Source organism: Streptomyces sp. NPDC007901 (assembly GCF_042959465.1).
Classification (GTDB): Bacteria; Actinomycetota; Actinomycetes; order Streptomycetales; family Streptomycetaceae; genus Streptomyces.
Window position 1 is genome coordinate 582,960 of the sequence record NZ_JBIBKW010000002.1, and the last position, 24,800, is coordinate 607,759.

Below are 24,800 nucleotides of genomic sequence, written 5' to 3' on the forward strand. Positions count from 1 at the left end.
GGGACGCGTGGGACGGTCGACGTTCAGCGGAGGCGTTGATGCCCGGTAGCCGCACCGGCCGGCCGCCCGTACAGCGAGCAGTCCGCAGGCCGGCCGCTTCCCGCTCGCGGCGGGAGAACCCGCTGCGGCGGCTCTACACGCGCGCCCACCGGGCCTGGGACCGGCCACTGACCGCGTACTACCTGATCCTCGGCGGCAGCCTGCTGATCATCGTGCTGGGGCTGGTGATGGTCTACTCGGCCTCCCAGATCACCGCGCTGCAGATGTCGCTGCCGGGCTCGTTCTTCTTCCGCAAACAGTTCCTCGCCGCGTGCATCGGCGGCGTACTGCTGCTCGTCGCGTCCCGGATGCCGGTGAAACTGCACCGGGCGCTCGCCTACCCGATCCTCGCCGGAGCCGTCTTCATGATGGCTCTGGTACAGGTGCCGGGGATAGGCATGTCGGTCAACGGCAACCAGAACTGGATCTCCCTGGGCGGCTCCTTCCAGATCCAGCCCAGCGAGTTCGGCAAGCTGGCCCTGGTGCTCTGGGGCGCCGACCTGATGGCGCGCAAACAGGAGAAGCGGCTGCTGACCCAGTGGAAGCACATGCTGGTGCCGCTGGTCCCGGTCAGCTTCCTGCTGCTCGGGCTGATCATGCTCGGCGGCGACATGGGCACGGCGATCATCCTGACGGCGATCCTGTTCGGCCTGCTGTGGCTGGCGGGGGCGCCGACCCGGCTGTTCGCCGGGGTGCTGTCCATCGCGGGCGTGCTCGGGGTGATCCTCATCAAGACCAGCCCCAACCGCATGGCCCGGCTCGCCTGCATCGGCGCCACCGAGCCCAAGACCGGCGTCGCCGACTGCTGGCAGGCGGTGCACGGCATCTACGCCCTGGCCAGCGGCGGGCTCTTCGGATCCGGGCTCGGCGCGAGTGTGGAAAAATGGGGGCAACTCCCCGAAGCCCACACCGACTTCATCTTCGCCGTCACCGGTGAGGAACTGGGCCTCGCGGGGACGCTGTCGGTACTGGCCCTCTTCGCGGCTCTAGGCTATGCGGGTATCCGCGTGGCCGGATGCACGGAGGACCCCTTCGTGAGGTACGCCGCGGGAGGCGTGACCACCTGGATCACCGCCCAGGCGGTGATCAACATCGGTGCGGTGCTCGGCCTGCTGCCGATCGCCGGCGTCCCCCTCCCGCTGTTCTCCTACGGGGGCTCCGCCCTGCTGCCGACCATGTTCGCCATCGGGCTGCTGATCGCCTTCGCACGCGACGAGCCCGCTGCGCGGGCGGCGCTTGCGATGCGGCAACCTCGCTTTGGTAGAAAGCGGGGGGCCGGGGGTCCTCGGGGACCTCGGAGATGGAACACGATGCGACGGCGCGCCTCGGTGGCGCGCTCGTCCGGAGAGCGGTGAATTTCGGTGCATGTCGTACTCGCTGGTGGGGGGACCGCCGGCCACATCGAGCCCGCGCTCGCCCTCGCGGACGCCCTGCGCAGGCAGGACCCCACCGTGGGGATCACGGCCCTGGGCACGGAACGCGGCCTGGAGACCACGCTCGTCCCGCAGCGGGGCTATGAGCTCGCGCTGATCCCGGCGGTGCCGCTGCCCCGGAGGCCCACCCCCGAGCTGATCACCGTCCCCGGCCGGCTGCGCGGCACCATCAAGGCCGCCGAGCAGATCCTGGAGCGCACCAAGGCGGACTGCGTCGTCGGCTTCGGCGGCTATGTCGCCCTGCCCGGCTACCTCGCCGCCAAGCGCCTCGGCGTGCCGATCGTGATCCACGAGGCCAACGCCCGCCCCGGCCTCGCCAACAAGATCGGCTCCCGGTACGCGGCCGCCGTCGCCGTCTCCACCCCGGACAGCAAGCTGCGCGACGCCCGTTACATCGGCATCCCGCTGCGCCGCTCCATCTCCCTCCTGGACCGAGCCGCCGCCCGTCCCGAGGCCCGGCACCGCTTCGGCCTGGACCCCAACCTGCCCACGCTGCTGGTCTCCGGCGGCTCCCAGGGCGCCCGCCGGCTCAACGAGGTCGTCCAGCAGGTCGCCCCCTGGCTCCAGCAGGCCGGCATCCAGATCCTGCACGCGGTCGGTCCGAAGAACGAACTGCCGCAGGTGCATCAGATGCCGGGAATGCCCCCGTACATCCCGGTAAGTTACCTGGACCGGATGGACCTCGCGTACGCCGCCGCCGACATGATGCTCTGCCGCGCGGGCGCGATGACCGTCGCCGAACTCTCCGCCGTCGGGCTCCCGGCCGCCTACGTCCCGCTGCCCATCGGCAACGGCGAACAGCGCCTGAACGCCCAGCCGGTGGTCAAGGCCGGCGGCGGCCTCCTCGTCGACGACGCGGAACTCACCCCGGAGTGGGTGCAGCAGAACGTCCTGCCCGTGCTCGCCGACCCGCACCGGCTGTACGAGATGTCCCGCGCGGCAAGCGAGTTCGGCCGCCGGGACGCCGACGAACTGCTCGTCGGCATGGTGTACGAGGCGATCGCCTCAAGCCGCTAGGACTGTATGACGAAAGGCAAGTGAGCAGCGTGGCCGGACCGACCACCACCGCCGAGCGCGGTGAACGCCAGCAGGAGTCGTCCGGCCCGCCGCTCCTCCGGCGGCTGCGCAACCGCCGCTTTCGTATGATCGTCATTCTGGCCCTCGCCGTCGTGCTCCTCGGGTCCGGTTCCGTCTGGCTGTTGTACGGCTCTCCGTGGCTGCGCGTTCGGCATGTCTCCGTGTCCGGTACGGCCGTTCTGACGCCGGAGCAGGTCCTGGAGGCCGCCGACGTCCCGGTCGGGGCTCCGATGATCTCCGTGGACACGGACGGCATCGAGGCCCGGCTGCGCCGGAAACTGCCCCGGATCGACGTGGTCGACGTCGTCCGTTCCTGGCCCCGTGGAATCGGGCTGAAAATCATCGAGCGCACCCCGGTTCTGCTCATCGAAAAGGGCGGAAACTTCACCGAAGTGGACAAGAAAGGCGTCCGGTTCGCGACGGTTCCGCAGGCTCCGAAAGGCGTTCCGGCGCTGGAATTGAGCCTGCCCCGATCGGGTTCGGCCACCGCGAGCCTGCGCCGTTTCGGCACCGACCGGCTGGTGCGGGAGGCGGTCCAGGTCGCGGGTGCCATTCCGGCCGCCGTCCGCCGGGACACCGCGACCCTCAAGGTCCGTTCCTACGACGACATCTCGCTGGAGTTGAGCGGCGGCCGCACCGTCGAGTGGGGGAGTGCCGAGAACGGCGCCGCCAAGGCGCGTACTCTCACCGCACTCATGAAAGCCGCTTCCGGAGCCCGGCACTTCGACGTGAGCGTTCCCACCGCCCCTGCGTCATCGGCGAGTTGACGCACATCAGCGCAGGCCAGCACCCTGGTTGGGCACTGCTATGGCTGATCACATAGGGTGAAAAGAAAAACGGGAGGTTCGGCGTGTTCGTTGAACGGGCGCCGCTTGTCGACTTAGTGTCCTGTTCAGAAGACTCCAGGGAACAGACATACTGGTAACCCTAAACTTCAGGCTTAGGGTTCGGGTCGGCGCTACGGACCGTCCCATTCGGCATCTGCCGTCCCCGCGCGGGGCACCGCATGGGGACGGCGACGTAATTCGAGGCGAGAGGCCTTCGACGTGGCAGCACCGCAGAACTACCTCGCAGTCATCAAGGTCATCGGTGTCGGCGGCGGTGGTGTCAATGCCATCAACCGGATGATCGAGGTCGGTCTCAAGGGCGTCGAGTTCATCGCCATCAACACCGACGCGCAGGCGCTGTTGATGAGCGACGCCGACGTCAAGCTCGACGTCGGCCGTGAACTCACCCGGGGACTCGGCGCCGGCGCCAACCCGGCCGTCGGCCGCAAGGCCGCCGAGGACCACCGCGAGGAGATCGAGGAGGTCCTCAAGGGGGCCGACATGGTCTTCGTGACGGCCGGCGAGGGCGGCGGCACCGGCACCGGCGGCGCGCCCGTCGTGGCCAACATCGCGCGCAATCTCGGCGCCCTCACCATCGGCGTGGTCACCCGCCCGTTCACCTTCGAGGGACGGCGCCGCGCCAACCAGGCCGAGGACGGCATCGCCGAACTCCGCGAAGAGGTCGACACCCTCATCGTCATCCCGAACGACCGGCTGCTGTCCATCTCGGACCGCCAGGTCTCGGTGCTGGACGCCTTCAAGTCGGCCGACCAGGTCCTGCTCTCCGGTGTCCAGGGCATCACCGACCTCATCACCACGCCCGGCCTGATCAACCTCGACTTCGCCGACGTCAAGTCGGTCATGTCCGAGGCCGGTTCGGCCCTCATGGGCATCGGCTCGGCCCGCGGCGACGACCGCGCGGTGGCCGCCGCCGAGATGGCGATCTCCTCGCCGCTCCTGGAGGCCTCCATCGACGGCGCCCGGGGAGTCCTGCTCTCCATCTCCGGCGGCTCCGACCTCGGCCTGTTCGAGATCAACGAGGCCGCCCAGCTGGTGAGCGAGGCCGCCCACCCCGAGGCCAACATCATCTTCGGCGCGGTCATCGACGACGCCCTCGGCGACGAGGTCCGGGTCACGGTCATCGCGGCCGGCTTCGACGGGGGCCAGCCCCCGGCCCGCCGGGACAACGTCCTCGGCTCGTCCTCGGCCTCCACCCGCCGCGACGAGCCGACTCCGGTACGGCAGCCCGAGTCCCGCCCGTCCTTCGGCTCGCTCGGCAGCGTGACCCCCAAGGAGGAGCCGGAGCCGGCGCCCGAGCCGGTCGCCGACATCCCGGTCGCCCCGCCGGTCCCGCCGTCGCGTTCCTACACGGACAGCGCGGCCGAGGAACTGGACGTACCGGACTTCCTCAAGTGATCCTTACGACGTGATAGGACAGCGCGAGACCGTGAGCGGCGCGCACTTCGCTTTCACCGACCGGTGGGGCGGGGTGAGCGCCGCTCCGTACGAGGAGCTCAATCTGGGCGGGGCGGTCGGCGACGACCCCGAGGCGGTACGGACCAATCGGGACGTCGCCGCCAAGTCCCTCGGCCTCGATCCGGCGGACGTGGTCTGGATGAACCAGGTGCACTCCGCCGAGGTGGCCGTCGTGGACGGTTCCTGGGGAGAGCGGCCGGTGCCGGAGGTGGACGCGGTCGTCACCGTGCGGCGGGGGCTCGCCCTCGCGGTACTCACCGCCGACTGCACCCCGGTCCTGCTCGCCGACCCGGTCGCCGGCGTGGTGGCCGCCGCCCACGCGGGTCGGCCCGGCATGGTCGCCGGGGTCGTTCCCGCCGCCGTACGCGCCATGACGGAACTCGGCGCCGACCCGGCCCGGATCGTCGCCCGCACCGGCCCCGCCGTCTGCGGCCGGTGCTACGAGGTGCCGGAGGCGATGCGTGCCGAGGTGTCCGCCGTCGAGCCGGCGGCGCACGCCGAGACCAGCTGGGGCACACCGGCGGTCGACGTGAGCGCCGGAGTGCACGCACAGCTGGCACGCGCCGGGGTGCACGACCGGGTGCAGTCGCCGGTGTGCACGCGGGAGTCGGATGATCACTTCTCGTACCGCCGCGACCGCACCACCGGGCGGCTCGCGGGCTACGTGTGGCTGGACTGATGGGGCATGACGGACCGTAAGACCGAACTCGCCGCGAACCTGGCGAAAGTGGAGGAGCGCATCGCCGCCGCCTGTGCGGCGGCCGGGCGCAAGCGTGAAGAGGTGACCCTGATCGTGGTCACCAAGACCTACCCGGCGAGCGATGTGCGGATCCTGTCCGGACTCGGTGTGCGCCACGTCGCCGAGAACCGGGACCAGGACGCGGCCCCCAAGGCCGCCGAATGTGCGGATCTGCCCCTCAACTGGCATTTTGTTGGTCAATTGCAGACCAACAAGGTGCGATCCGTGGTGGGTTACGCGGATCTCGTGCAGTCCGTCGATCGCTCCAAGCTCGTCGAGGCACTGTCCAGGGAGGCGGTGCGGGCCGGGCGCGAGGTGGGGTGCCTCCTCCAGGTCGCGCTCGACGCGGGTGCGAGCGAACGGGGCGAGCGCGGCGGCGTGGCGCCGGGCGGAATCGAAGAGTTGGGCGACCTCGTCGCCGGCTCGCCGGGGCTGCGGCTCGACGGACTGATGACCGTCGCTCCGCTCACCGGGGAGTACGCGGGGCGCCAACGTGCGGCGTTCGATCGGTTGATGGATTTGTCGACTGACCTGCGCCGGGCCCATCCGGCTGCCAACATGGTCTCCGCAGGGATGAGTGCGGACCTCGAGGAGGCAGTGGCGGCCGGGGCGACACATGTACGCGTCGGCACTGCGGTACTCGGAGTCCGCCCCAGGCTCGGGTAACGTCGCCAGGAAGTCGGACCACAGCAGAAAATATGGTCAATGCGGCCCAAGGCGGGCGCAACGGCCACGTGGATCGCGGGACTTGGCAGTCGTCACGGATCCACCACAGAGCGGAGGACTCAGAGCATGGCCGGCGCGATGCGCAAGATGGCGGTCTACCTCGGCCTCGTGGAGGACGATGGGTACGACGGCCGCGGATTCGACCCCGACGACGACTTCGAGCCCGAACTGGACCCGGAGCCGGAGCGGGACCATCGACGGCATGAGCCGTCGCACCAGTCCCACGGCGCACATCAGTCCCAAAGGGACGATTCGGTACGAGTGGTACAACCGTCGCCACCGCGCGAACCGGTGTCGCATTCCGCTTCGCTACCCGCGGAATCCGGCCGCCCGGCGCGCATCGCTCCCGTGGCGTCCATCACACAAGAACGCGCAAGCCTGGAGAAGAACGCACCGGTGATCATGCCCAAGGTCGTGTCGGAACGAGAGCCTTACCGGATCACCACGCTTCACCCGCGGACCTACAACGAGGCCCGTACCATCGGGGAACACTTCCGCGAGGGCACCCCGGTGATCATGAATCTGACTGAGATGGATGACACAGACGCGAAGCGACTTGTCGACTTTGCGGCCGGTTTGGTGTTTGGTCTTCACGGCAGCATCGAGCGGGTGACGCAGAAGGTGTTCCTGTTGTCTCCTGCTAACGTCGATGTCACGGCGGAGGACAAGGCCCGCATCGCAGAGGGCGGGTTCTTCAACCAGAGCTGAGACACAACACCGGTACAGGGCATGGAACAGGGGAGAGGGAAGCACGGATCATGAGCGTGTTCCTGGATGTGATTCGCATCGCGCTGATGTGCTTCCTCATCGTGCTGCTGTTCCGGTTGGTCATGGACTACGTGTTCCAGTTCGCCCGCTCATGGCAACCCGGCAAGGCGATGGTGGTCGTACTTGAGGCCACCTACACTGTCACCGATCCACCGCTCAAGCTTCTGCGGCGGTTCATCCCGCCGCTGCGTCTCGGGGGCGTGGCGCTCGACCTGTCCTTCTTCGTACTGATGATCATCGTCTACATCCTGATCGCCATCGTGGGTCGGCTGTGATGAGCGATGTGACCTACCGTCTTGCCGAACGCCGACGACTACGTTGAGGTGAAGAGATGCCGTTGACCCCCGAGGACGTGCGGAACAAGCAGTTCACGACCGTCCGCCTCCGAGAAGGCTATGACGAGGACGAGGTCGATGCCTTCCTCGATGAGGTCGAAGCCGAACTGACGCGCCTGCTCCGCGAGAACGAGGACCTGCGCGCCAAGCTGGCCGCGGCCACGCGCGCTGCTGCCCAGAACCAGCAGAACATGCGCAAGCCCCCGGAGCCGCAGGACCAGCAGGGCGGTATGCCCCAGCAGGGGATGCCGCAGCAGGGTGGCATGCCTCCGCAGGGGATGCCGCAGCAGGGCGGTATGCCCCAGCAGGGGATGCCGCAGCAGGGCATGCGAGGCCCCGGCGCTCCGGTGCCCGCCGGCATATCGGGCCCGCCGCAGCAGCAGATGGGTGGCCCCATGGGCGGTCCCCCGCAGCTGCCGAGCGGCGCCCCGCAGCTGCCGGCCGGTCCCAGTGGCCAGGGCGGTCCGCAGGGTCCCGGTCCGATGGGTCAGGGCCACATGGGCCAGGGTCCGATGGGCCAGGGCCCCATGGGTCAGGGCATGGGACAGGGTCCCGGCCCGATGGGCCAGGGCATGGGCCCGGGTCCGATGGGCGGCCAGCCCCCCATGCAGCAGCAGATGGGTGGCCCGATGGGCGGCCCCATGGGCGGTCCGATGGGCGGCCCCGGTCAGGGCCCCGGTGGCGACAGCGCCGCCCGTGTCCTCTCGCTGGCCCAGCAGACCGCCGACCAGGCGATCGCCGAGGCCCGCTCCGAGGCCAACAAGATCGTCGGCGAGGCCCGCAGCCGCGCCGAGGGTCTGGAGCGTGACGCCCGTGCCAAGGCGGACGCGCTGGAGCGGGACGCGCAGGAGAAGCACCGCGTCGCCATGGGCTCCCTGGAGTCCGCGCGCGCCACGCTGGAGCGCAAGGTCGAGGACCTGCGCGGCTTCGAACGCGAGTACCGCACGCGTCTGAAGTCGTACCTCGAGTCCCAGCTGCGTCAGCTGGAGACCCAGGCCGACGACTCCCTGGCTCCGCCGCGCACCCCGGCCACGGCCTCCCTCCCGCCGTCCCCGGCGCCCTCCATGGCCCCGGCCGGCGCGAGCGCCCCGTCCTACGGCGGCAACCCGTCGATGGGCGGTCCGTCGATGGGCGCCCCGTCCCCCGCTGCCCCGTCCTACGGCGGCCAGCAGCAGATGACGCCGGCGATGACCCAGCCGATGGCACCGGTACGCCCGCAGGGCCCCTCTCCGATGGGCCAGGCGCCGTCCCCGATGCGCGGCTTCCTCATCGACGAGGACGACAACTGACGGCGGGCGCGTAGCGCGCGTAGCCGTCGGCAGAGCACCACAGGGCGGGGCCCCGGATTCCGATCCGGGGCCCCGCCCTGTTTACGCGGGTTGCATGTCCTTACCTCAGGGGCGCGGGGAACCGCGCACGGTGAGCGCTCCGACCCGCACCTACGAGAAGGGGCCCGATCTCCATCGTGGAGACCGGGCCCCCTTTCTCGAACAGGCAGGCCGGCGCTTACGCCTTGCGCAGGCGGAACGTCAGCGAGAGCCCCTCGTCGGTGAAGGGATCGCCGTAACCGTCATCCCCCTCGCCCTGGGAGAAGTCGGTCGCCAACACCTCGTCGGCGATCAGCGGAGCGTGCTCCGCCAGCGCCGCGATCACCGCCGGGTCCGTCGACACCCACCGGAGCGCGATCCGGTCGGCCACATCCAGCCCGCTGTTCTTGCGCGCCTCCTGGATCAGCCGGATCGCGTCCCGGGCGAGGCCCGCCTGCCGCAGCTCCTCGGTGATCTCCAGGTCGAGGGCGACCGTGGCACCCGAGTCGGACGCCACCGACCAGCCCTCACGAGGCGTCTCCGTGATGATCACCTCGTCCGGCGCCAGCGTCACCGTCTCGCCGTCGACCTCCACCGTCGCCGTGCCCTCGCGCAGCGCCAGCGACAACGCGGCCGCGTCCGCGACGGCGATCGCCTTCGCCACGTCCTGCACCCGCTTGCCGAACCGCTTGCCCAGCGCCCGGAAATTCGCCTTGGCCGTGGTGTCCACCAGCGAGCCGCCCACCTCGGACAGCGACGCCAGCGACGAGACGTTCAGCTCGTCGGTGATCTGCGTGTGCAGCTCCCGGTCGAGCGCGTCGAAACCGACCGCCGCGACCAGCGCCCGGGACAGCGGCTGCCGGGTCTTGACGCCCGACTCCGCGCGGGTGGCGCGGCCGAGCTCCACGAGCCGTCGTACCAGGACCATCTGCTTGGACAGCTCCGGGTCGATCGCGGACAGGTCCGCCTCCGGCCAGGACGACAGGTGCACCGACTCCGGGGCGCCCGGGGTCACCGGCACGACCAGGTCCTGCCAGACCCGCTCGGTGATGAACGGGGTCAGCGGGGCCATCAGCCGGGTGACGGTCTCCACGACCTCGTGCAGCGTGCGCAGCGCGGCCTTGTCGCCCTGCCAGAAGCGGCGGCGCGAGCGGCGGACGTACCAGTTGGACAGGTCGTCGACGAACGCGGACAGCAGCTTGCCGGCGCGCTGGGTGTCGTACGCCTCCAGGGACTGCGTCACCTGGTCGGTGAGCGCGTGCAGTTCGGAGAGCAGCCAGCGGTCCAGGACCGGGCGGTCGGCCGGGGCCGGGTCCGCCGCGGACGGCGCCCAGTTCGACGTACGGGCGTACAGCGCCTGGAAGGCGACCGTGTTCCAGTACGTCAGCAGGGTCTTGCGGACGACCTCCTGGATGGTGCCGTGGCCGACCCGGCGGGCGGCCCACGGCGAGCCGCCGGCGGCCATGAACCACCGCACGGCGTCCGCCCCGTGACGGTCCATCAGCGGGATCGGCTCCAGGGTGTTGCCCAGGTGCTTGGACATCTTGCGGCCGTCCTCGGCGAGGATGTGGCCGAGGCAGACCACGTTCTCGTACGAGGACTTGTCGAAGACCAGCGTGCCGACCGCCATCAGCGTGTAGAACCAGCCGCGGGTCTGGTCGATGGCCTCGGAGATGAACTGCGCCGGGTAGCGGCTCTCGAACAGCTCCTTGTTCTTGTGCGGGTAGCCCCACTGCGCGAACGGCATCGAACCCGAGTCGTACCAGGCGTCGATGACCTCCGGCACGCGCGTGGCCGTCTTCGCGCACTCGGGGCACGCGAAGGTGACGGCGTCGATGAACGGGCGGTGCGGGTCCAGGCCCGACTGGTCGGTGCCGGTCAGTTCGGTGAGCTCCGCGCGGGAGCCGACCACGGTGAGGTGGTCGTCCTCGCAGCGCCAGATCGGCAGCGGGGTGCCCCAGTAGCGGTTGCGCGACAGCGCCCAGTCGATGTTGTTGTCCAGCCAGTCCCCGTAGCGGCCGTGCTTGACCGTCTCCGGGAACCAGTTCGTCTTCTCGTTCTCCGCGAGGAGCCGGTCCTTGATCGCCGTGGTGCGGATGTACCAGGACGGCTGCGCGTAGTAGAGCAGCGCGGTGTGGCAACGCCAGCAGTGCGGGTAGCTGTGTTCGTACGGCAGGTGCTTGAAGAGGAGGCCGCGCTGCGCCAGGTCCTCGGTGAGCCGTTCGTCGGCCTTCTTGAAGAAGACGCCGCCGACCAGCGGCACGTCCTCCTCGAAGGTGCCGTCCGGGCGGACCGGGTTCACCACCGGCAGGCCGTAGGCGCGGCAGACCTTGAGGTCGTCCTCACCGAAGGCGGGGGACTGGTGGACCAGACCCGTACCGTCCTCGGTGGTGACGTATTCGGCGTTCACGACGTAATGAGCCGGTTCCGGGAACTCCACCAGCTCGAACGGACGTTGATAGGTCCAGCGCTCCATTTCGGCGCCGGTGAAGGTCTGGCCCGTGGTCTCCCAGCCCTCGCCGAGCGCCTTGGCCACCAGCGGCTCGGCGACGACGAGCTGCTCCTGGCCGTCGGTGGCGACGACGTAGGTGACCTCGGGGTGCGCGGCGACCGCCGTGTTGGACACCAGGGTCCACGGCGTGGTCGTCCACACCAGGAGCCCGGCCTGGCCGGCGAGCGGACCGGAGGTGAGCGGGAAACGGACGTACACGGAGGGGTCGACGACCGTCTCGTAGCCCTGCGCCAGCTCGTGGTCGGACAGGCCGGTGCCGCAGCGCGGGCACCAGGGGGCGACGCGGTGGTCCTGGACCAGCAGCCCCTTGCCGAAGATCTCCTTGAGCGACCACCAGACCGACTCGATGTACTCGGGGTCCATGGTCACGTAGGCGTCGTCCAGGTCGACCCAGTAGCCCATGCGGGTCGTCAGCGCGGAGAACGCGTCGGTGTGGCGCAGGACGGACGCGCGGCACTTCTCGTTGAACTCGGCGATGCCGTACGCCTCGATCTCCGGCTTGCCGCTGAAGCCCAGCTCCTTCTCGACCGCGAGCTCCACGGGCAGGCCGTGGCAGTCCCAGCCGGCCTTGCGGCCGACGTGGTAGCCGCGCATGGTGCGGAAGCGGGGGAAGACGTCCTTGAAGACGCGGGCCTCGATGTGGTGGGCGCCGGGCATGCCGTTGGCGGTGGGCGGGCCCTCGTAGAACACCCACTCGGGGCGGCCCTCGGACTGCTCCAGGGTCTTGGCGAAGATCTTCTGGTCGCGCCAGAAGTCGAGCACGGCGTGCTCGAGGGCGGGCAGGTCGACCTGTGCGGGCACCTGGCGGTACGTCGGCGCTGTCATCTGCGAGCTTCCTCCAACGGACTTGCTGCCTTCCGTCGGAGGGACGAGAGCTCTGTCTTCCGTACGCCGTGTGCGGCGCGCTCCCGCGGTACCACCCTCCTTGGCTCCCCGGACGCCGTACGCGCCGGTGAGCCCCCTCATTGGGGTCGCGAAGCCGGTTCTACTGACCCTCGATGGGCGTTCCTCCGGCGGCTCCGGGGTGATCTTCGCGTCGCGCTCGCCCCCGGGCTCCCACCGTCCCCGGGTCGCTCTGGGCTGCGTACGCCGCTACTCGTCCCCATCCACGCTTCTCGCTCCGCCCAGTGTACGGCTCCGCACGGACAGCGGCCGACCCGTTTTCCCGGCCCCCGCGGCGACGGGCCCTCCACCTGCCGAGATGACCCGAATGGCGAGGTACGCGTGTTCGCATCCTGGGATGTCCGGCTCGACGGATTACCGCGCGGGGAGCTGGGCACAACGCATGCATACCTGCTGCGTGGGGGGTGCGGGGCAGGCGGATCGGGCGGCGTGCCCCGTTGCCGCGGGACTGGAGTCGATTTATCGTCCCAGCACGATTCGCGTGCAAGATCACAATATGTGAAGGGGCCGCGGCCATGGTGGCGAAGAAGACCGCCGTACAGCAGTCGGCGTCCGGCCGGACCAGGTGCGCGGCCGCCTCCGACGGGGGCACCCAGGAGGCTGGCGGACAGAAGAACACGCACGCGAAAGCGGCGGATGCTCCCAAGAAAACGCCAGGTGAGAAGGGCGCCGCCAAGAAAGCGGCCGCAAAGAAGACGCCGGTGAAGAAAGCGACCGCGGCGGCGAAGAGCACGGCCAAGAAGAGCACGGCCAAGAAAGCGGGCGCGGCGCGGGCCGCGAAGCAGACGGGAGCCACGACGGTGGTTGCGAAGAAGACCCCTGGCACGGCCACTGCGGCGGCGGAGACCGCCGTCCCCAAGGCGCGGGTCGCCACGGCGGCTCCGGGCGAGCTCGCGGTGCGTCCGGGCGAGGACCCGTGGACGTCGGAGGAGGTCGAGGAGGCGCGCACCGAGCTGATGGCCGAGGCGATGCGGCTGCGTGCCGAGCTCCAGGCCTCCGACAGCGCCCTGGTCGGTCTGATGCGGGACTCCGGGGACGGCGCCGGTGACGACCAGGCCGACACCGGCACGAAGAACATCACGCGCGAGCACGAACTGGCGCTGGCCGCCAACGCGCGCGAGATGCTCGAACAGACCGAGCGCGCCCTGGAGAAGCTGGACGCGGGCACCTACGGCCTCTGCGAGAACTGCGGGAACCCCATCGGCAAGGCCCGGATGCAGGCCTTCCCGAGGGCGACGCTGTGCGTGGAGTGCAAGCAGAAACAGGAACGCCGCTACTGAGCATCGGTGTCGCCTGGGGCGTGCCGTAGTCTCGTCCCGAGGCAGGCACCTAGGTTGAGGGACTCACGTGGCAGAGGCGGAGCGCATCATCGGTACGCCGGGCACCCCGGACGACGGCGGCGAGCAGACGACGACGCCCGGCGCGTCCGGTGCGGAGCAGCGGCCGGTCACGGACGAGCGGCGGCCCGGGCGCGGGCGCCGTATCGCCGTGCTGTTCGCGGTGGCCGCCTTCGCGTACGCCCTCGACCTGGTCAGCAAGATGATCGTGGTCGCGAAGCTGGAGCACCACGCGCCGATCGAGGTCATCGGCGACTGGCTGGAGTTCCACGCGATCCGCAACCCGGGTGCGGCCTTCGGCTTCGGCGGTGCCTTCACGATCATCTTCACGGTGATCGCCGCGGCCGTGATCGTCGTGATCTTCCGGCTGGCGCGCAAGCTCTACAGCTTCCCCTGGGCGGTCGCCCTCGGGCTGCTGCTCGGCGGTGCGCTCGGCAACCTCACCGACCGGATCTTCCGCTCGCCGGGGATCTTCGAGGGCCAGGTCGTCGACTTCATCGCGCCCAAGGGTTTCGCGGTGTTCAACCTGGCCGACTCGGCGATCGTCTGCGGCGGCATCCTGATCGTGCTGCTCTCCTTCCGCGGCCTGGACCCCGACGGGACCGTCCACAAGAACTGAGGGGCCGCGAGGGCGCGCGTACGGGGCTGTCCGAGGTGTCCGGCATACTCGACGGGTGAGCACGCTTCCCGAGATCCGTACCCTGCCCGTGCCCGACGGCCTGGAGGGCGAGCGCGTCGACGCCGCCATCTCCCGCATGTTCGGCTTCTCCCGCACCAAGGCGGCCGAGCTGGCCGCGGCGGGCAAGGTCCAGGTGGACGGCTCGGTGGTGGGCAAGTCCGAACGGGTGCGCGGCGGGGCCTGGCTGGAGGTCGAGATGCCGGGGGCGCCCGCGCCCGTGCAGATCGTCGCGGAGCCCGTCGAGGGCATGGAGATCGTGCACGACGACGATGACGTGGTCGTGATCGTCAAGCCGGTCGGCGTGGCCGCGCACCCCTCCCCGGGCTGGACCGGCCCGACCGTCATCGGCGGTCTCGCCGCCGCCGGCTACCGGATCTCCACCTCCGGCGCCGCCGAGCGCCAGGGCATCGTGCACCGCCTGGACGTCGGCACCTCCGGCCTGATGGCGGTCGCCAAGTCGGAGCGCGCGTACACCTCGCTCAAGCGCCAGTTCAAGGAGCGCACGGTCGACAAGCGCTACCACACGCTGGTGCAGGGCCACCCCGACCCGACCAGCGGCACCATCGACGCCCCCATCGGCCGGCACCCCCAGCACGACTACAAGTGGGCGGTCACGGCCGACGGCAAGCCGTCGGTGACCCACTACGACCTCATCGAGGCGTTCCGCGCGGCCTCCCTGCTCGACGTGAAGCTGGAGACCGGCCGCACCCACCAGATCCGCGTCCACATGGCCGCCCACCGCCACCCCTGCGTCGGCGACCTGACCTACGGCGCCGACCCGACGCTCGCCAAGCGGCTGCACCTGACCCGCCAGTGGCTGCACGCGGTCCGCCTCGGCTTCGAGCACCCCGCGGACGGCGAGTGGGTCGAGTTCGCCAGCGAGTACCCGGCCGACCTGCAGAAGGCGCTGGACCAGGTCCGCGAGGAGACCTACGGATGAGCACGCGCGCGTACGCGGTGCGGGTCGCCGAGGACCCCGCCGACCTGGAGGCGTGCTTGGCGGTCCGCAAGCAGGTCTTCGTCGTCGAGCAGGGCGTCCCCGAGGACCTGGAGTACGACGCGTACGACCCCGTCGCCGTGCACGTCCTGGCGGTCCGCGAGGACGGCGTACCGCTCGGCACCGGTCGGCTGCTGTACGGCGAGGTGGCCGCGGCGAAGACCGGCGGCGACCTCTCCCTCGGCTCCCTGGGCCGGCTCGCGGTCTCCCAGGAGGCCCGCGGCCTCGGCGTCGGCGTCGCCCTGGTGCGGGCCATCGAGGAGGCCGCACGCGCGCGTGGGCTGGCCGCCGTCGACCTGCACGCGCAGACCCACGCGCTGGGCTTCTACGAGCGGCTGGGATATGAGCCGTACGGCCCGGAGTACGAGGAGGCGGGGATCCCGCACCGGGGCATGCGCAGGGTTCTGTAGCCGGCATGGCACGCTTGAGGCCCGCTGTGTGATCGTCGACACCCGGAGCGCTGGCCGTGGATCAGTTGGCCCTGCTGTTCGTGCTGCTGCTGGGGGCCCTGGTGAGCGTCCCGGTGGGGGACCGGTTCGGACTGCCGGCGCCCGTGCTGATGACCCTGTTCGGGATCGTCCTCGCGGTGGCCGACTTCGTGCCCAACGTGAACATCCCGCCCGAGCTGATCCTGCCCGGCCTGCTGCCGCCGCTGCTCTACGCCGCCGTACGGCGGACCTCCTGGCGGCAGTTCGCGGCCAACATCCGGCCGATCTTCCTGCTCGCGGTGGCCCTGGTGTTCGTCACCACGGTCTGCGTGGCCTTCGTCGCCAACGCGATCGTGCCCGGGCTGTCGATCGCCGCCGCGGTCGCGCTGGGCGCGCTGGTGGCCCCGCCCGACCCGGTCGCCGCGACCGCCGTCGCCGGGCAGCTGGGGCTGCCGCGCCGGCTGGTGTCGATCCTGGAGGGCGAGGGCCTCTTCAACGACGTCACGGCCATCGTCCTGTACCACGTGGCGATCGCCGCCGTGGTCAGCGGCAGCTTCTCGCCCTGGCGGGCCGGGCTGGACTTCCTGCTCTCCGCGGTGGTCGCCCTCGCCGTGGGGCTGGCGCTCGGCTGGGGCGCCAACAAACTGATGGACGTGCTCGGCGACGCGACCCTCCAGATCGGCCTGACCCTGCTCGTCCCGTACGCGTCCTATGTGCTCGCCGAGGAACTGCACGGCTCCGGGGTGCTCGCGGTGCTCACCACCGCGCTGTTCATCGCCGAGTACGCCACCGACGCCGACGACGTGATGACCCGGCTCGCCGGATACACCTTCTGGGACATCGTCGACACCCTCGTCACCGGGGTCGCGTTCGGGCTGATCGGCCTGGAGCTGCACAACGCCCTGCGTACGGCGTCCGGCCGCTGGGGCGAGCTGCTCGGCTGGGCGGCGGCGGTCGTGGCCGTGGTCGTCGTGGTCCGGCTGGTGTGGCTGCTGCCGGCGACCTGGCTGACCAAGCGGCTGCACGCCCGGCGGGACTACGACGAGGAGATCCCGACCAGCTGGCGGGAGACCATCGTGATGTGGTGGTCCGGGATGCGCGGGGTGGCGTCGGTGGCGCTGGCCCTGGCGATTCCCCTGAAGACCGACGACGGCTCCGCCTTCCCGGACCGGGACGAGATCGTCTTCATCGCGTTCGGCGTGATCATGGCGACGCTGGTGCTCCAGGGGCTGACCCTGCCCTGGCTGGTGAAACGGCTGGGGGTGCGGGCCGACACCGACCGGGAGAAGGAGGTCGAGAAGGAGCTGGCGGTGCGGGCGGCGAAGGCGGCCCGGCGGCGGCTGAAGGAGATCGAGCAGGTCGAGGAGTTGCCGGAGGACGTCACGGAGCAGATGCTGCGGCGGGCCTTCGAGATCGGGTTCCGGATCAGTCCCGACGTGGCGGAGGACGAGCGGCGCGAGGGACACGAGAAGCGCATGCGGCGGCTGAAGCGCCTGCGGCGGATCCAGCAGGAGATGCTGAGCGCGGCGCGGCACGAGGTGCTGGCGGCGCGCAGCGAGCCGGGGGCGGATCCAGAGATCGTGGACCGGGTGCTGCGGCATCTGGACGTCCGTAGTCTGCGTTGATCTCCCGCGGCAGTCATACAAACGCATGGCGGCTGTGGATATCCGAAGGCAGCCGCAGCCTCCCGCTCGTAGTCTCGGATCATGGCTCGGAACATTGTGATCAGTGGTGGGGGAACAGGGATCGGACTGGCCGCGGCGCGGGTGTTCGCGGCCGACGGGGATCGGGTGCTGCTGCTCGGGCGGCGCAGAGAGGTGCTGGAGGAGGCCGGGGTGCCGGGGGCGGTGGTGCGCGCCGCCGATCTGGCCGAGCCGGCCGATGTGCGGGACGTCGCGCGGTTCGTCGCCGAGGAGTTCGGGACCGTGGACGTGCTGATCCACAGTGCCGGGGCGAACGCGGCGTTCGCGGCCGACGCCGAGGCCGGTGATCCGCTGGACGCCGTCGCGCGCGTCTGGAGCGGGAACTTCCGGCAGAACGCGCTGACCGCCGTCCTGCTCACGGAGGCGCTCAAGGACCGGCTGGCCGATCCGGGAGGGCGGGTGCTGTTCCTCAGCTCCATCGCCGCCTTCCGGGGCTCGGGGACCGGGTCCTACGCCGCCGCCAAGGCGGCCCTGCACCCCTACGCCCACGATCTGGCCCGGCAGCTGGGGCCGCGCGGGGTCACCGTGAACGTGGTCGCGCCGGGGTACATCGAGGACACCGAGTTCTTCGGCGGCCCGGTCGAGGAGGCGCGGCGGGAGCGGCTCGTCGCCGAGACGTCGACCGGGCGGGCCGGGACACCCGGTGACGTCGCCGCCACCCTGCACTGGCTGGCCTCCCCGTTGGCCGGGCACATCACCTCGCAGATCGTCCAGGTCAACGGCGGTGCCGAACGCGGCCACTGAGAGGAGAGGGGAGAGGGGCAGGGGTCAGCCGCGGCCGGTGCGGGGCGGCTCGTGCAGCCGGCGGCCGGCCGCCGTGCCGTCCTGGGAGGGGATGATCCCGCCGGGCGGCAGGACCGCGTCGGCCGTGTTGACCCGGGGCAGGGCGTACGGGTGCTCGGCGGCCAGCCAGGTGATCATCTGCTCCCGGACGGCGACCCGGACCTTCCAGACGTCGTCCGAGTCCTTGGCCGTCACCAGCGCCCGCACCTGGATGGTGTTCGGCGCGGCGTCGGTGACCACCAGGCTGTAGTCCCGCCCGTCCCAGGCGGCGCACCCCCGCAGGATGTCCCGGAGCCGCTCGCGCATCGCCTCGATCGGCGCCGAGTGGTCGAGATGCCAGAAGACGATCCCGGTCATCTGCGGGGTGCCCCGCGACCAGTTCTCGAAGGGTTTGGAGGTGAAGTACGACACCGGCATGGTGATCCGGCGCTCGTCCCAGGTCCGTACCGTCAGAAAGGTCAGGGTGATCTCCTCGACCGTGCCCCATTCGCCGTCGACCACGACGGTGTCGCCGAGGCGCACCATGTCGCCGAAGGCGATCTGCAGGCCCGCGAACATGTTCGCCAGGGTGGACTGGGCGGCCACACCGGCGACGATGCCGAGGACCCCGGCGGAGGCCAGCAGCGAGGCGCCGGCCGCGCGCATCGCCGGGAACGTCAGCAGCATCGCGGCCACGGCCATCACTCCGACGACCGCCGCCACCACCCGCATGATCAGCGACACCTGGGTGCGCACCCGGCGGACCCGGGCCGCGTCGGTGTGGCCGCGGGCGTAGCGGCTGAACGAGGACTCGACGATCGCCGCCGCGATCCGCACCACCAGCCAGGCGGCCGACCCGATCAGCACCAGGGTGAGGAGCTGGCCGACGGCGACCCGGTGCTCCAGGAGCAGCGCGGCCTGGTCGTAGGAGCCTCTGAGCAGGGCCGCGCAGAGCACCAGCTGGTAGGGGACGCGGGCCCGGCGCAGCAGGCCCCACAGCGGGGTCTCGGTGTGCCGTGTGTCGGCCTTGCGCAGCAGCAGGTCGGTCGCCCAGCCGATCAGCAGGGTGAGGACGACGGCGCCGCCGACCACGATCAGCGGGCGGAGTACGTTCTCCATCTCCATGAGGTGGAACGTAACCGGATCCGCGGGGTCCTGAACATGCCGATCGGTGAGAAGGCCGTCACGGTGCCGTCGGAGGCGGCTGGCACCATGGGGGCATGAACATCATGCTCTTTCATTCGACCTATGGGCTCAGGCCCGCGGTGCGCGAGGCCGCGGACCGGCTGCGTGCCGCGGGGCACGAGGTGTGGACGCCGGACCTCTTCGAGGGGCGCACGTTCGACACGGTCGAGGAGGGCATGGAGTTCAACGAGTCGATCGGCAAGGACGAACTGCTGAAGCGGGCCGTGCTGGCGGCGGCGCCGTACTCGGAGCGCGGGCTGGTGTACGCGGGGTTCTCGCTGGGCGCCTCGATCGCGCAGACGCTGGCGCTGGGCGACGAGCGGGCGCGGGGCCTGCTGCTTCTGCACGGCACCTCGGACATCGCGCCGAACGCCGCGGTGGACGACCTTCCGGTGCAGCTGCACGTGGCCGAGCCGGACGCCTTCGAGACGGACGACTGGCTGAGCGCCTGGTATCTGCAGATGGGCCGGGTCGGCGCCGAGGTGGAGATCTACCGGTACGCGGGTGCCGGGCACCTCTACACCGACCCCGGCCTGCCGGACTACGACGAGGAGGCCGCCGAGGCCACCTGGCGGGTGGCGCTCGGCTTCCTCGACTCGCTGTAGACGGGGCGGACGGGGGTTACACCGGGTCGTAGGTGCGCTCGACCTTCTGGGTGCCGCTGCGGGTGCGGTACGACCGCTCCCAGGACGAGGTGGCGTCGGCCTTCGTCTTGTCGGAGAGGACGTAGTAGTCCATCTGTGCCCGTGCGGCGGTGATGTCCAGGATGCCGTAGCCGTGCCGGTCGGTGTCGACCCAGTGGACGTGCCGGTTGGCCAGCTGGATGATCGGCGCGGCGACGGTGGAGACGACACCCGGGGAGACCTTGAGGATGTCGTCCAGGTTGTCGGAGGTCACCGAGGTGACCACGAACTCCGTGGCGGCCGAGGCGGACAGCGGGTAGGTCCCGGCGTCGACCGGCACGTCGTTGGCCCAGGCCATGTGGATGTCGCCGGTCAGGAACACCGTGTTGCCGATCGCGTTGGAGCGCAGGTGGGCCAGCAGCTCGCGGCGGTCGTCGGTGTAGCCGTCCCACTGGTCGGTGTTGAGGGCAAGGCCGTCCTGGGGCAGGCCGAGCAGCTTGGCGAGCGGCTTGAGCAGGTCGGCGGAGAGCGAGCCGATGGCGAACGGGGAGATCATCACCGAGTTGCCGACCAGCCGCCAGGTGGTGTCGGAGGCCTTCAGCCCGGCCTTGAGCCAGTCGAGCTGGGCGCGGCCGGTGATGGTGCGGTCCGGGTCGTCGACCGAGCCGCTGCCGGTGGACACCTGCTGCGAGCGGAAGGAGCGCAGGTCGAGCAGGGAGAGGTCGGCGAGCTTGCCGAAGCGCAGCCGGCGGTAGGTGGTGCCGGCGATGGCGGGGCGGACCGGCATCCACTCGAAGTAGGCCTGCTTGGCGGCGGCCTGACGGGCCGTCCAGGTGCCTTCGGTGCCCTCGGTGTGGTTCTCGGCGCCGCCGGACCAGGAGTCGTTGGCGAACTCGTGGTCGTCCCAGATCGCGACGACCGGCGCCTTGGCGTGCAGGGCCTGCAGGTCGGTGTCGGTCTTGTACTTGCCGTGCCGGGTGCGGTAGTCGGCGAGGGTGATGATCTCGTGGGTGGGCGCGTGCTGGCGGACGACGGTGTCGCGGGTGCCGTACTCGCCGGTGCCGTACTCGTAGATGTAGTCGCCGAGGTGCAGCCAGGCGTCGAGGTCGTTACGGGCGGCCAGGTGGCGGTAGGAGGCGAAGTAGCCGGCCTCCCAGTTGGCGCAGGAGACCACGCCGAAGCGCAGGCCGGAGACGGTGGCGTCGTTCGCCGGGGCGGTGCGGGTGCGGGCCACCGGGGAGTCCGTGCCGCCCGCCGAGAAGCGGAACCAGTAGTCGGTGGCCGGGGCCAGACCGCGGATGTCCGCCTTGACGGTGTGGTCGGAGTCGGCGGTCGCGGTGACGGAGCCCTGCGAGACGACGTTCGTCAGCGCCTTGTCGGTGGCGACCACCCAGCTGACCTGGGTGTCCGGGCCGAGACCGGAGCCGGGGACGGCGTCGGCGGTCGGCGTCACCCGGGTCCACAGCAGGATGCCGTCGGGCAGCGGGTCGCCGGAGGCGATGCCGTGCAGGAAGGCGGGGGCGTCCGAGGCGGCCCGGGCCGGCAGCGCGGCGGCCAGCGGGGCGGCCAGGACAGCGGTCGCCGCCGCGGCCTTGACGACCGTACGGCGGCGGGGGGAGAGGGAGTTGGCACCCTCGGAAGACTGTGTTGATCTGTTTCGACTGGTCACGGGCGCTCAGGTTACTGACCGGTATGACCAAGAGCAGGCGAACCGGTGAAAGTTCGCCTGCTCTTCACCCGGAGCCGGGGATTCCGCTCCGCTTCGGGCCGGTCAGGCCTTGAGGGCCGCGTCCACCAGGGAGCTGAAGGACTCGACCGTCATCGGCGGGTTGCCGTTGGAGTCGGCCGTCAGCATCTTGCCGTTCATGACGAAGCTCGGGGTGCCCGTCACGCCGTCCTTGTTGGTGTCGAAGGTCTTCGACATGGCCAGCGCCCAGGCGTCGTACTTGCCGGACTTCACGTCGGCCTGGAAGGACTTGTTGTTCTTCAGCGCCGGGACGGTGTCGGCGACCTCGATGAGGTAGCTGTCGTTCTTGAACTTGTCGGTGGACTCGTCCGGGTGCCACTTCTTCGAGTACAGCGCGGTCTTGTACTCCAGGAAGGCCTCGTCGCTGACGTTCAGCGCGGCGCCCATGGCGGCCATGGCGGTCTTGGAGCCCTCGCCGCGCGAGCCGATCTGGCCCTTGCCGAGCGAGTCGCCGTCGAGGAAGGTGCCGCCGATGTACTGGATCTTGAACTTGCCGTCGTCGATGTCCTTCTTCACGGTCGAACCGACGGTCTGCTCGAACTGGGCGCAGATCGGGCAGCGCGGGTCCTCGTAGACCTTGAGGGTCTTCTTGGCGGTGGACTTGCCGATGACGACCGTGGTGCCGTTGGTGCCGGTGGTGTTGGCCGGGGCGACGACCTTCTCGTCCTTCACGGCCTCCCAGTGGCTGGGCTTGTTCGCCTGGACGACGGCGTAGCCTATGCCGCCCGCCGCGGCCAGCACGGCCACGACCGAGGCGGCCACGATGACCTGCCGCTTGACCTTGGCGCGCTTGGCCTGCTTCTCGCGCTCGACGCGCAGCCGCTCCCGGGCCGCGGTCTTGGCCGCCGCGCTGTTCCGCTTGCTCATGTTGGTGATCTCCATAGGGGACGCGCACATGTCGTACGCGGGATACGTGTGGGGGACTCGTCGTACTCGGTCGGGAGGCGGCGCTCAGGTGTAGGCGAGCGCCGGGGAGCACGGCGGTCCACGCCGTCCCAGGGAGTGCACGAGGACCAGGTCGCGGGCGGCGGCCGCCCGCGGCGCCGGGCGCGGCAGCCGTCGTACCGGAACCGGCCGGACCGCGCCCGCGGCGACCGCGAGGAGCAGCGGGCGGAAGGTGGTGGCGGCGATCGCGCGGAGCAACTGGGTCAGGGCGCGCTCGCCGCGGCGCAGCCAGGCGGCGGCCAGCAGGCCCACGCCGATGTGCGCGGCGAGCAGCAGCCAGGCGGCGCCCGGGTCGGCGTGCGCGAGGACCGCGGAGGCGCGGGAGCCGCCGGCCATCTGCGCCAGCGGGGTGCCGACGGCGCCGCCGTGGCAGAGCACGTCGAAGCCGACCGCGCGCAGCGGCCCGGCGATGGGGCCGCCCGCCCGGCCGTAGCAGGCGTGCTGACCGGTGGTGAAGACCGTGTCGGCGGCCAGCTCCAGCGGGATCAGCAGGGCCGCGATCCGGCCGAAGCCGCGCTCGCGGCCCGCCAGCGCGTACGCCGTGGCGAACACACCGGCGGCGACCGCGGCCACCGTCGTGAACGGCAGCGGGGCCCGGGACAGCAGCACGTGCGACGCGGTGCTGAGCGTCACGACGAAGGCCGTGAACAGCGCCGCGCGCACGGCTCTGAGCTGGGTCCCGGATATGTCCATAGCGGTGGAGAGTCTGTCACGTGCCCATGTAGGAGACCCCTAAAAGGGCCCTGTGAATCCGCGAAGGTTACAGCCCTGGAATGCGGCCGTTGCGGAAGAGGTCGACGAAGATCTGGTGGTCGGCACGCGCGCGTGCGCCGTAGCTGTGTGCGAAGTCGGTCAGCAGGGGCGCGAAGCCGTCCTCGTCGGCGGCGATCGCCGCGTCGATGGCGCGCTCGGTGGAGAAGGGCACCAGGGACTCGCCGGACTGGTCGTCGGCCGCGGAGTGCATGGACGCCGTGGCCCGGCCGAGGTCCGCGACGACCGCCGCGATCTCCTCCGGGTCGTCGATGTCGCCCCAGTCCAGGTCCACCGCGTACGGCGAGACCTCGGCGACCAGCTGCCCCGCGCCGTCCAGCTCGGTCCAGCCCAGCCACGGGTCGGCGTGGGCCTGCAGCGCGCGCTGCGAGATCACCGTGCGGTGGCCCTCGTGCTGGAAGTAGTCCCGGATCGCCGGGTCCGTGATGTGCCGGGAGACCGCCGGCGTCTGGGCCTGCTTGATGTAGATCACGACGTCGTTCTCCAGGGCGTCCGTGGAGCCCTCCAGGAGGATGTTGTACGACGGCAGCCCCGCCGAGCCGATGCCGATGCCCCGGCGGCCGACGACGTCCTTCACGCGGTAGGAGTCCGGGCGGGACAGGGACGACTCCGGGAGGGTCTCCAGATAGCCGTCGAAGGCCGCCAGGACCTTGTAGCGGGTGGCGGCGTCCAGCTCGATGGAGCCGCCGCCGGAGGCGAAGCGGCGCTCGAAGTCGCGGATCTCCGTCATCGAGTCCAGCAGCTCGAAGCGGGTCAGCGAGCGCGCCGCGCGCAGTGCCCCGAGCAACGGGCCCTCGGCGGTGTCCAGGGTGAACGGCGGCACCTCGTCGCTCTTGGCCCCGGTCGCCAGCGCGTGGATCCGCTCCCGGTAGGCGCCCGCGTACACCTCGACCAGCTCGGTGATCTGCTCGTCACTGAGCGCCTTCGCGTACCCGATCAGCGCGATGGAGGCGGCGAAGCGCTTCAGGTCCCAGGTGAAGGGGCCGATGTAGGCCTCGTCGAAGTCGTTGACGTTGAAGACCAGGCGGCCGTTGGAGTCCATGTACGTGCCGAAGTTCTCCGCGTGCAGATCGCCGTGGATCCACACGCGCGAGGTGCGCTCGTCCAGGTAGGGGCCGCCGCGCTTCTCGGCGTCTGTGTCATGGCAGAACAGCGCCGCCGTGCCCCGGTAGAAGGCGAACGCCGAGGCCGCCATCTTCCGGAACTTCACACGGAACGCGGCGGGGTCGGCGGCCAGCAGCTCGCCGAAGGCGGTGTCGAAAACGGCGAGGATCTCCTCGCCGCGCTGCTCGTCGTTGAGCCGGTGGACCGACATCGCTGGGTGCCTCCTGGTGCATGACGTGTACGACAGCGTTTCCGTCGTACTCAACGCACGAAGGTACGTGGGAGTGCCCGGACTGTGTCAGTCCCGGGGCATAGACTTCGGCGCTGTCCCCCCAGACTGTCCGCAGCCGGTCGGAAGATCGTCGACGCCTGTTTCC

At 70.6% G+C, this 24,800-nt stretch carries 22 protein-coding genes; 16 read left to right on the top strand and 6 right to left on the bottom strand.

All coding sequences use genetic code 11. The features are described from left to right. Nucleotides 1–38: 38 nt before the first annotated feature. The 9 genes from ftsW (at nucleotide 39) to ACFZDK_RS08445 (ending at nucleotide 8,709) form a co-directional block, all read left to right on the top strand. On the top strand, nucleotides 39–1,394 hold the full coding sequence (ftsW, locus tag ACFZDK_RS08405; RefSeq protein WP_390971015.1) for a putative lipid II flippase FtsW: 1,356 nt from the start codon (nucleotides 39–41) through the stop codon (nucleotides 1,392–1,394). A gap of 6 nt (nucleotides 1,395–1,400) precedes the next feature. Then, nucleotides 1,401–2,489 (top strand): undecaprenyldiphospho-muramoylpentapeptide beta-N-acetylglucosaminyltransferase, encoded by a 1,089-nt coding sequence (murG, locus tag ACFZDK_RS08410; protein WP_390971017.1) that lies wholly within the window; start codon nucleotides 1,401–1,403, stop codon nucleotides 2,487–2,489. Between the two features lie 29 nt (nucleotides 2,490–2,518). Further along, entirely contained in the window at nucleotides 2,519–3,316 is a 798-nt protein-coding gene (locus ACFZDK_RS08415; RefSeq protein ID WP_390971592.1) for an FtsQ-type POTRA domain-containing protein, read from the top strand. A gap of 279 nt (nucleotides 3,317–3,595) precedes the next feature. After that, the gene (ftsZ, locus tag ACFZDK_RS08420) at nucleotides 3,596–4,792 is read left to right on the top strand and encodes a cell division protein FtsZ (protein ID WP_390971019.1); all 1,197 of its coding nucleotides are present in this window, start codon (nucleotides 3,596–3,598) and stop codon (nucleotides 4,790–4,792) included. A gap of 10 nt (nucleotides 4,793–4,802) precedes the next feature. Further along, complete coding sequence (gene pgeF / locus ACFZDK_RS08425) at nucleotides 4,803–5,531, top strand: peptidoglycan editing factor PgeF (protein WP_390971021.1); 729 nt, start codon at nucleotides 4,803–4,805, stop codon at nucleotides 5,529–5,531. Between the two features lie 6 nt (nucleotides 5,532–5,537). After that, on the top strand, nucleotides 5,538–6,257 hold the full coding sequence (locus ACFZDK_RS08430) for a YggS family pyridoxal phosphate-dependent enzyme (protein WP_390971023.1): 720 nt from the start codon (nucleotides 5,538–5,540) through the stop codon (nucleotides 6,255–6,257). A gap of 126 nt (nucleotides 6,258–6,383) precedes the next feature. Beyond that, a complete protein-coding gene (locus ACFZDK_RS08435; RefSeq protein ID WP_355707924.1) occupies nucleotides 6,384–7,025 on the top strand; it encodes a cell division protein SepF in 642 nt (213 codons plus the stop codon). Between the two features lie 50 nt (nucleotides 7,026–7,075). Continuing rightward, nucleotides 7,076–7,360 carry a YggT family protein gene (locus ACFZDK_RS08440; protein WP_355707926.1) on the top strand — a complete coding sequence of 95 codons (285 nt, stop codon included), beginning with the start codon at nucleotides 7,076–7,078 and terminating at the stop codon, nucleotides 7,358–7,360. A 56-nt stretch (nucleotides 7,361–7,416) separates the two neighbouring features. After that, the gene (locus tag ACFZDK_RS08445; RefSeq protein ID WP_390971026.1) at nucleotides 7,417–8,709 is read left to right on the top strand and encodes a DivIVA domain-containing protein; all 1,293 of its coding nucleotides are present in this window, start codon (nucleotides 7,417–7,419) and stop codon (nucleotides 8,707–8,709) included. 217 nt (nucleotides 8,710–8,926) lie between these two features. Here the strand turns inward: ACFZDK_RS08445 and ileS are convergent, their stop codons facing one another. Beyond that, the gene (ileS, locus tag ACFZDK_RS08450; RefSeq protein ID WP_390971028.1) at nucleotides 8,927–12,064 is read right to left on the bottom strand and encodes an isoleucine--tRNA ligase; all 3,138 of its coding nucleotides are present in this window, start codon (nucleotides 12,062–12,064) and stop codon (nucleotides 8,927–8,929) included. A 593-nt stretch (nucleotides 12,065–12,657) separates the two neighbouring features. On the opposite strand from ileS, the gene ACFZDK_RS08455 reads away from it, so the two are divergent. The 6 genes from ACFZDK_RS08455 to ACFZDK_RS08480 all read left to right on the top strand — a co-directional run bounded on the left by ACFZDK_RS08455 (nucleotide 12,658) and on the right by ACFZDK_RS08480 (nucleotide 18,030). Continuing rightward, nucleotides 12,658–13,422: a TraR/DksA C4-type zinc finger protein gene (locus ACFZDK_RS08455; protein ID WP_390971031.1), complete on the top strand. Its 765-nt coding sequence runs from the start codon at nucleotides 12,658–12,660 to the stop codon at nucleotides 13,420–13,422. Between the two features lie 67 nt (nucleotides 13,423–13,489). Beyond that, nucleotides 13,490–14,098: a signal peptidase II gene (gene lspA, locus ACFZDK_RS08460; RefSeq protein ID WP_390971033.1), complete on the top strand. Its 609-nt coding sequence runs from the start codon at nucleotides 13,490–13,492 to the stop codon at nucleotides 14,096–14,098. 55 nt (nucleotides 14,099–14,153) lie between these two features. Then, nucleotides 14,154–15,098: an RluA family pseudouridine synthase gene (locus ACFZDK_RS08465; protein WP_355707935.1), complete on the top strand. Its 945-nt coding sequence runs from the start codon at nucleotides 14,154–14,156 to the stop codon at nucleotides 15,096–15,098. Further along, nucleotides 15,095–15,565, top strand: coding sequence for a GNAT family N-acetyltransferase (locus ACFZDK_RS08470; protein WP_390971035.1), 471 nt, complete (start codon nucleotides 15,095–15,097; stop codon nucleotides 15,563–15,565). The genes ACFZDK_RS08465 and ACFZDK_RS08470 overlap by 4 nt, the downstream gene beginning before the upstream one ends. 56 nt (nucleotides 15,566–15,621) lie before the next feature. Further along, nucleotides 15,622–17,208: a Na+/H+ antiporter gene (locus tag ACFZDK_RS08475; protein WP_390971037.1), complete on the top strand. Its 1,587-nt coding sequence runs from the start codon at nucleotides 15,622–15,624 to the stop codon at nucleotides 17,206–17,208. An 81-nt stretch (nucleotides 17,209–17,289) separates the two neighbouring features. Beyond that, a complete protein-coding gene (locus tag ACFZDK_RS08480) occupies nucleotides 17,290–18,030 on the top strand; it encodes an SDR family oxidoreductase (protein ID WP_390971039.1) in 741 nt (246 codons plus the stop codon). Nucleotides 18,031–18,054: 24 nt separating this feature from the next. On the opposite strand, the gene ACFZDK_RS08485 is transcribed toward ACFZDK_RS08480, so the two are convergent. Continuing rightward, nucleotides 18,055–19,167, bottom strand: coding sequence for a mechanosensitive ion channel domain-containing protein (locus ACFZDK_RS08485; RefSeq protein ID WP_390971593.1), 1,113 nt, complete (start codon nucleotides 19,165–19,167; stop codon nucleotides 18,055–18,057). Nucleotides 19,168–19,268: 101 nt separating this feature from the next. Between ACFZDK_RS08485 and ACFZDK_RS08490 the strand changes: the two genes are divergently transcribed. Next, the gene (locus tag ACFZDK_RS08490) at nucleotides 19,269–19,838 is read left to right on the top strand and encodes a dienelactone hydrolase family protein (RefSeq protein ID WP_390971041.1); all 570 of its coding nucleotides are present in this window, start codon (nucleotides 19,269–19,271) and stop codon (nucleotides 19,836–19,838) included. Nucleotides 19,839–19,854: 16 nt separating this feature from the next. Here ACFZDK_RS08490 and ACFZDK_RS08495 read toward each other — a convergent pair whose 3' ends face one another. From ACFZDK_RS08495 to ACFZDK_RS08510, 4 genes are all read right to left on the bottom strand, one after another. Further along, the gene (locus ACFZDK_RS08495) at nucleotides 19,855–21,525 is read right to left on the bottom strand and encodes an alkaline phosphatase D family protein (protein ID WP_390971043.1); all 1,671 of its coding nucleotides are present in this window, start codon (nucleotides 21,523–21,525) and stop codon (nucleotides 19,855–19,857) included. A gap of 102 nt (nucleotides 21,526–21,627) precedes the next feature. Further along, nucleotides 21,628–22,470, bottom strand: coding sequence for a thioredoxin domain-containing protein (locus ACFZDK_RS08500; RefSeq protein WP_390971045.1), 843 nt, complete (start codon nucleotides 22,468–22,470; stop codon nucleotides 21,628–21,630). An 84-nt stretch (nucleotides 22,471–22,554) separates the two neighbouring features. Then, nucleotides 22,555–23,241: a hypothetical protein gene (locus tag ACFZDK_RS08505; protein ID WP_390971047.1), complete on the bottom strand. Its 687-nt coding sequence runs from the start codon at nucleotides 23,239–23,241 to the stop codon at nucleotides 22,555–22,557. Nucleotides 23,242–23,308: 67 nt separating this feature from the next. Further along, entirely contained in the window at nucleotides 23,309–24,634 is a 1,326-nt protein-coding gene (locus tag ACFZDK_RS08510) for a DUF2252 family protein (protein WP_390971048.1), read from the bottom strand. Between the last annotated feature and the right edge of the window lie 166 nt (nucleotides 24,635–24,800).

Excerpts from the sequence above, each read along its gene's own strand:
- ftsW (WP_390971015.1), top strand. The coding sequence starts at position 39 with ATGCCCGGTAGCCGCACCGGCCGGCCGCCCGTACAGCGAGCAGTCCGC.
- ACFZDK_RS08430 (WP_390971023.1), top strand. The coding sequence starts at position 5,538 with ATGACGGACCGTAAGACCGAACTCGCCGCGAACCTGGCGAAAGTGGAG.
- ACFZDK_RS08435 (WP_355707924.1), top strand. The coding sequence starts at position 6,384 with ATGGCCGGCGCGATGCGCAAGATGGCGGTCTACCTCGGCCTCGTGGAG.
- ACFZDK_RS08440 (WP_355707926.1), top strand. The coding sequence starts at position 7,076 with ATGAGCGTGTTCCTGGATGTGATTCGCATCGCGCTGATGTGCTTCCTC.
- ACFZDK_RS08445 (WP_390971026.1), top strand. The coding sequence starts at position 7,417 with ATGCCGTTGACCCCCGAGGACGTGCGGAACAAGCAGTTCACGACCGTC.
- ileS (WP_390971028.1), bottom strand. The coding sequence starts at position 12,064 with ATGACAGCGCCGACGTACCGCCAGGTGCCCGCACAGGTCGACCTGCCC.
- ACFZDK_RS08455 (WP_390971031.1), top strand. The coding sequence starts at position 12,658 with ATGGTGGCGAAGAAGACCGCCGTACAGCAGTCGGCGTCCGGCCGGACC.
- ACFZDK_RS08470 (WP_390971035.1), top strand. The coding sequence starts at position 15,095 with ATGAGCACGCGCGCGTACGCGGTGCGGGTCGCCGAGGACCCCGCCGAC.
- ACFZDK_RS08480 (WP_390971039.1), top strand. The coding sequence starts at position 17,290 with ATGGCTCGGAACATTGTGATCAGTGGTGGGGGAACAGGGATCGGACTG.
- ACFZDK_RS08485 (WP_390971593.1), bottom strand. The coding sequence starts at position 19,167 with ATGGAGAACGTACTCCGCCCGCTGATCGTGGTCGGCGGCGCCGTCGTC.
- ACFZDK_RS08490 (WP_390971041.1), top strand. The coding sequence starts at position 19,269 with ATGAACATCATGCTCTTTCATTCGACCTATGGGCTCAGGCCCGCGGTG.
- ACFZDK_RS08500 (WP_390971045.1), bottom strand. The coding sequence starts at position 22,470 with ATGAGCAAGCGGAACAGCGCGGCGGCCAAGACCGCGGCCCGGGAGCGG.
- ACFZDK_RS08505 (WP_390971047.1), bottom strand. The coding sequence starts at position 23,241 with ATGGACATATCCGGGACCCAGCTCAGAGCCGTGCGCGCGGCGCTGTTC.
- ACFZDK_RS08510 (WP_390971048.1), bottom strand. The coding sequence starts at position 24,634 with ATGTCGGTCCACCGGCTCAACGACGAGCAGCGCGGCGAGGAGATCCTC.